Origin of the sequence: uncultured Thiohalocapsa sp. (assembly GCF_913062725.1) — a bacterium.
Lineage (GTDB): Bacteria > Pseudomonadota > Gammaproteobacteria > Chromatiales > Chromatiaceae > Thiohalocapsa.
The window spans coordinates 1-5,592 of the sequence record NZ_CAJXWY010000109.1; the positions used below are offsets into that span (position 1 = coordinate 1).

General features: G+C 66.6%; 9 protein-coding genes. 4 read left to right on the forward strand and 5 right to left on the reverse strand.

Translation table 11 applies throughout. The features are described 5' to 3' along the window. Window positions 1–162: 162 nt before the first annotated feature. The 3 genes from QZ588_RS17525 to QZ588_RS17535 form a co-directional block, all read right to left on the reverse strand. On the reverse strand, window positions 163–1,134 hold the full coding sequence (locus QZ588_RS17525; protein WP_295544349.1) for a hypothetical protein: 972 nt from the start codon (window positions 1,132–1,134) through the stop codon (window positions 163–165). 176 nt (window positions 1,135–1,310) lie between these two features. Then, window positions 1,311–1,715, reverse strand: coding sequence for a PIN domain-containing protein (locus tag QZ588_RS17530; protein WP_295544351.1), 405 nt, complete (start codon window positions 1,713–1,715; stop codon window positions 1,311–1,313). Then, window positions 1,712–1,954, reverse strand: a complete 243-nt coding sequence (locus QZ588_RS17535; protein ID WP_295544353.1) for a ribbon-helix-helix domain-containing protein — start codon at window positions 1,952–1,954, stop codon at window positions 1,712–1,714. Before QZ588_RS17535 ends, QZ588_RS17530 begins: the two co-directional genes overlap by 4 nt. Window positions 1,955–2,452: 498 nt before the next feature. Between QZ588_RS17535 and QZ588_RS17540 the strand changes: the two genes are divergently transcribed. Both QZ588_RS17540 and QZ588_RS17545 read left to right on the forward strand, forming a co-directional pair. Then, window positions 2,453–2,659 (forward strand): 2-oxoisovalerate dehydrogenase, encoded by a 207-nt coding sequence (locus QZ588_RS17540; protein WP_295544354.1) that lies wholly within the window; start codon window positions 2,453–2,455, stop codon window positions 2,657–2,659. Continuing rightward, window positions 2,656–2,898, forward strand: coding sequence for a type II toxin-antitoxin system HicA family toxin (locus tag QZ588_RS17545; RefSeq protein WP_295544356.1), 243 nt, complete (start codon window positions 2,656–2,658; stop codon window positions 2,896–2,898). Before QZ588_RS17540 ends, QZ588_RS17545 begins: the two co-directional genes overlap by 4 nt. 121 nt (window positions 2,899–3,019) lie before the next feature. Here the strand turns inward: QZ588_RS17545 and QZ588_RS17550 are convergent, their stop codons facing one another. Next, window positions 3,020–3,829, reverse strand: a complete 810-nt coding sequence (locus tag QZ588_RS17550; protein WP_295544357.1) for a hypothetical protein — start codon at window positions 3,827–3,829, stop codon at window positions 3,020–3,022. Between the two features lie 361 nt (window positions 3,830–4,190). Then, window positions 4,191–4,391 (reverse strand): hypothetical protein, encoded by a 201-nt coding sequence (locus QZ588_RS17555; protein ID WP_295544359.1) that lies wholly within the window; start codon window positions 4,389–4,391, stop codon window positions 4,191–4,193. Window positions 4,392–4,417: 26 nt separating this feature from the next. On the opposite strand from QZ588_RS17555, the gene QZ588_RS17560 reads away from it, so the two are divergent. Next, the gene (locus QZ588_RS17560) at window positions 4,418–4,879 is read left to right on the forward strand and encodes a putative toxin-antitoxin system toxin component, PIN family (RefSeq protein WP_295544361.1); all 462 of its coding nucleotides are present in this window, start codon (window positions 4,418–4,420) and stop codon (window positions 4,877–4,879) included. Window positions 4,880–4,985: 106 nt separating this feature from the next. Further along, complete coding sequence (locus QZ588_RS17565) at window positions 4,986–5,237, forward strand: hypothetical protein (protein WP_295544363.1); 252 nt, start codon at window positions 4,986–4,988, stop codon at window positions 5,235–5,237. Window positions 5,238–5,592 lie beyond the last annotated feature (355 nt).

Consider the following 5,592-nt stretch of genomic DNA (forward strand, 5'->3'; position numbering starts at 1 on the left):
GGCGGCGTGCATGAGTTGGCGCAGGTCGCCGAGGCTGTAGATTGATTTGCGCAGTGGAGCGAGCTTGAAGACGCGCTCGCCGTTACGCTGTTCCACGTGGCGGTGGTGCTTGAAGAAGGAGACCTCTGGGCGGTGCACTCCACGCGCGCGATGATGCCGGCCTTATCGTAGAGCTTGAGGCTGGCGGGGCCCATGTGATGGCGGATGCGGGTGCCCTGGACGCGCGTGGAGAAGTCGTTGCCGACCTCGCCCCGGTAGTTGGCCGAGAGCTTGTGGCCGAGGAACGTGGCGACATGCTCGGCCCAGCTCAGAGATGGGGACCACATGCACGGCGGTGCGCACGATGGCCTCGTACAAGGGTTGAAAGGTCGCCTGTCGGCGGAACACCACGTCGGTGGCGTACTCGACCTGCATGAAGCTCCAGTGCACGCCGTTGCGGAAGTGGCGCACCACGGGGCAGCAGCGCCGTGCCCAGTCATCGAGGCGGCGATGCAGCGCGGTGGCATCGAGGCCGTCGGCGAGGCGTTGGGCCTCAACAGGATCGGCCAGGTGCAGGAAGGCGTTGTCGGCGGTCTCGAAGGCGATGCCGGCCTGCGTCAGTTGCCGCGCCAGCCAGCCATGGCCGTTGAAGTAGACCTGCAGGCGAAACGGCGCCCAGGTCGGCACCCGCACGTGGCACAGACCGAACTGTGCATCGATGAAGTAGAAGTAGTAGTGCAGGCACTTGCCGCTGATCGGCTTGAAGAAGGTCTTGCCGCTCGCCTTGTCGTGCCAGGGACGGTAGGAGGAGCAAGCCTCCATGGCGGAGAAGATGTGCACCAGCCCCGGGTGATCGCCACGCTCGGCGAGGATCTGCTGGACCCGGTCCTCCTTGCGAAACGCCTTGAGCTTACGGATGAACTCGATCTCAAGCCCGGCCTCGGCGGCCAGGCGCTCCGCGTTGGCGCGGATCTCATCGCGCAACGGCTCTGCCCAGCGCGCATAGTCGAACAGCCGGATCCCGCGCCCACCGAGGTAGCCCGCCATCGCCCGCGCGTGGCAGATGTCCGGCAGGGTGCCCGTGATCACGACCCGGTCGAAGCACGAGAGCACACAGCCGATCTCGTCGCGGTGCTGCTCGACAAAGGGGTTCATCGCTCGACTCCGTTGCTGGGGTGCTTACCCCGAACGATAGTCGAGCGGACCCTGTTTGGTTCCGGCTTCGCCGGGTTGGGATGGGCATGTCGCCCTGGTCCACCGTCAGCGGCGTCCCAGCCGATGAGGAGGAGTTTTTTGCTCATTAGTTTATCTCTGCTCAACGGCATTCGCGCTCAGGCTCGCCAGCGCCGAAACCCGGCCAGCTCGAAATGGCGGTCGAAGGTGAATGCAGTGTCGATGCGGTGGTTGTGCATCAGTTCGAAGGAGACGCAGTCCGTGAAGCTCACTCGCTGGTCCGCGTAGCGTTCCATCCAGGCGATGGCGGCGACCTCGCAGTCGCGGTCCGGTCGCAGGATTGTCAAGACCGAGGATGCGTACAGCGCACGGGCGCGCTCGGCGGCGAAGGTGAAGCCCGCGCGCCGCCCGAGCAGCGTCAAAAGCTCATCCAGGACGAAATTGCTGGTGGAGCAAGCCTGTTCGGCGTTCGCCAGCGCCTGCCATCCGGCGACGGCCTCGGCGTGGTGCTGATCGCGGCTCAGGTGGCGGGCCAGGAAGGCGCCGGTGTCGATGAAGATCACGCCGAAGAATCGTCGTAGAGATAGTCGTCGTGATGCTCGGCGGTGTCGGTCGGCCCGGCGTCCGCATGGATGGCCCGGTCGAGGAACAACGGGTCCCGCGAGCGATCCGGCGGCTGGTCCTTCAGCCGTTGCTCCAAAGACTCCCGCAGCAGCTCGCCAAGCGAGATGCCGCGCCGGCTGGCGTGGGCCTGGGCGGCACGCTTGAGGGCCTCCGGCAGCATGACCGTGGTGCGGTGCATCGATGCGATCTCCGGCTTGGACTATGCCGCCATAATAGCGCAGCCATATCTCGGTGTGCAGCCCATTCGCGGTCGAACGGATGGCATTCGACGCAGGCATCTGATTCTCCGGTAAAAAACCGCATTCTCGGGCCACTGACGACGGACGCCGCTGTCAGAAAACTTTACAGCCTGTTCCGCGCGCGGCGGCACCGCCGAACGGGCGGTCTGCTGCCGCCAGTCAGCGCTCGCCGATCGCGCGACGGGGCCAGCACCTGGACAAGGGCGCCGAGCGCCGCTTGGTCAGGGCGCCGTGGATGCCGCGCTCGATCAGGCCCTTCATGATGGGCATGTCGCCCTGGCCCACCAGCCGGTCGATGGTCTTCCAGTCGGCGGCGTCCCAGCCGATCAGCAGCAGTCTATTTTTTTTTGCAACGCGATTGCCTCGGGGATAGTGTTGCGCTCAGGCGGGGAGACGACTCCCCCGGCTTCGGTGTACGAGAACAACAGGGTTCAACGATGAGCGAGATTCATTTTGTGATCGAGGAAGCCCCGGAGGGTGGCTGGCTGGCGCGTGCCGTCGGTGCCGACATCTTCACGGAGGCGGATGATCTGCCCGAGCTGCGCCGGCAGGTGCAGGACGCCGTTGCTTGCCACTTCGACGACGCGGACCGCCCGGCGTTGATTCGGCTGCACATCACGCGCGAGGAGGTCATCGCCGCGTGAGACTACCCCGGAGCCTCGGCGGCGCCCAGTTGATCAAGGCGCTCAAGCGGCTCGACTACCAACCTTCACGCCAGACCGGCAGCCACGTTCGACTGACCACTGACCGGGGTGGCCAGCATCATGTGACGGTGCCCCTGCATGATCCGCTGCGCATCGGGACCTTGAGCGCCATCCTGGACGCCGTCGCGGCGCATCACGGTATGACCCGCGAACAACTGCTGGAAATGCTGCTTGGTTGAGGCCGGAATGGCCGGTGCCGCGGCTTTTTACATGGTTTCTGAGCTGCTGCGCCGCGGAACGCCTGCCGCGGGCATCGAGCCCGCGCCAGGCGTGGCCGGCTGGAAGCCGGCGCTCCCGGGCTCAGGCCGCCGCCGCGTCCTGCTCGTCGGCCAGGCGCTTCAGGCCGTCTTCGCGTCGGCGGCGGTAGGCCTGCACGCCCATGGCGCCGAGGCCGAGCAGGGTCAGCAGCGGGGTGGCGGGAGCGGGAGCGTCCGCGGGGATGGCGCTCGGGCAGGACACCGCGGCACCGGTACCCCGAGCACCGGCGTTGATGGCACCGCCGGCGTCGTCATAGGCCCATTCGCAGACGCTGAGCACGACCCGCGTCGGGTCGGACGCCATATCCACGCGGAGCTTCGCCCAGCCGACTGCGGGGTCGCCCCCGGCGTCCAAAAAAAACCGGAAGCCAAAATAGGCCGCGGTGTTCAGGAACCCGCCCGTCGTGCCGACTGTTCCGCCGGAAGCCGCGAACACGATCGCAGTTCTTAGGTCCCCCGAGATCGGCTCGCCGGCGTTGAAGACTTTGGCCAATCCGGCACCACCGAGCTCCCCATCGAAGTAACCGCCGCCAGGGAAGACTCCATACCCTCCTCTGCCAAAGTTGCCTGCCAAAGAGCCCGCAAATAGTTGGGCGTCCGGTGCTCCACCGCCGTCGATATCCCAGCCGGCACGGACAAGACTGCCGGCCGTGGTTGCGGTGTTGAAGCTCACCGTGACCTTGTCGGTCTTGTGCACGATGGCGCCCATGGCATCCCCGCCGGCGAAGGCGAGCCCGCCGGCGGCGGCGGTGTAGCCGAGCACCTCGGCGGTGTTGGGCTTGCGCGTGCCGCGGCGGGCGGCGCGGCGGCTGTAGGCGTCGAGTTGGGTGTCGAGGGTGGTGGATTCGGTCATGTCGCGAGTCCTCATGGGTGCGTTGATGCTTTAGCGCGGACAGGCGCCTTAAGCAAATCTCGCGCCACATTCGACGCCCACCCTCTAAACCACTGTTCTTGAATTAAAAATTCGACTGCATGCCGCAGCCTTCCGGTCACGTCCCCACCCCGCGCGAGCCGAAGTGTAAAACTCTCTTTACACTTGCGCTGAAAAGCGCCATCTCGGCAGGGCGCGCAGGTATGGCGCAACCCGCTGTTCTGAAGAGGTAAAGGCGCGAAGAACCGGTCTGGCGCCAGGGCGCGGCGAGGGGCCGATGCAAAAAAGCCGACACCTGGGCCTGACCGCGGCGGCGATCTCAATGGCAACCGCCTGGCGGTGTTCAGAGGTCGAGCGGCCCCTCGGCGGCGCTGATGCCGGTGCGGCGCATCGAAAGCGTCTCCGGCTGCTGGGTGTTGAGATTGCCGCGGGTGCCGCGCTCCATCAGGCCCCTCAGGATGGGCATGTCGCCCTGGTCCACCAGCCGGTGGATGGTCTTCCAGTCGGCGGCGTCCCAGCCGATCAGTAGGAGTTTGCGGGCCATGGGTTGTCGTCCTCGCTCGATGGGATATGCTATGGCGTATGCTGTTGGTATTGGATACCGACGTCGTTGCCGCTGGTGTGATGAGCGCGACGGGCGCGTCGCGCTACCTGCTGGAGTCCATCGGCATCGGCGCTTTACGGGCCGCGGCGTCAGTGCCGTTATTGCTGGAGTACGAGGCGGTGCTCAAGCGCGACGAAACCCTGCGCCGGGCCGAGGCGAGCGCCGCGGACATCGATGTCGTCTTGGATCAGCTGGCTTCGGTCTTGATGCGCGTGGATATCTGGTACCTCTGGCGCCCACAGCTCAGAGACCGCGACAACGACATGGTGCTGGAGACCGCCGCCAATGCCGGGGCCACGCATCTCGTGACCTTCAATCTGAGGGACTTCGGCAGCGTCCCCATGCGCTTCGGTATAGAGACCTGCCGCCCGGCCGAGATCGCCCGCGAGCTGCGGACTACTTGGGTTCACGACGCGGCCCGCCCATGAGACATCTACCGCCAGCGCCCCTGGATACGCAACCGTTCCGCACGCGAACGCCACTCAGACACAAGCACGAGGCCAATCCAAGGGCTGGACGCTGGAGCCGATATCCATGAGCAAGAACAACTACCCGCTGAAGGCCCCCGAGAGCATCCTCGCCGCCGCCCGCCGTGCCGCCCGCCGCGACGGCGTCAACCTGAACCAGTTCATCAACACCGCGCTGGCGGAGAAGGTCGCCGCGCTGGAGGCCGAGGAGGTCTTCACCCAACGCGCAGCCCGCGCCGACAAGGCGCGGTTCTTGGACGTGCTGCGCCGCGTCGGCCCGGAGCCGCCGCGCTCCGGCGACGAGCTGCCGGGCGACTGACCGGAAGCCCCCGGCGACGGGAATCACCGACGACCACCAGCCGGTTCACCAAGAGCGCCGGCCCACTGGGACCGCCGGCTTCCAGCCGGCTCGCCCTCGGCGCGGCTCGATGCCGCGCCGAGGGCGCTGCGGCGCGTGGGCTTGGGCTTGGGGGTGCTCGCTAAAGAACGCGTCCAAAACAAGGGAAACACCCTAGCCCGGAAATGGACCGCTTGTTTTTACATGGTTTCTGAGCTGCTGCGCCGCTGAAAGCCTGCCGCGGGCATCGAGCCCGCGGCAGGCGTGGCCGGCTGGAAGCCGGCGCTCCCAGGCTCAGGCCGCCGCCGCGTCCTGCTCGTCGGCCAGGCGCTTCAGG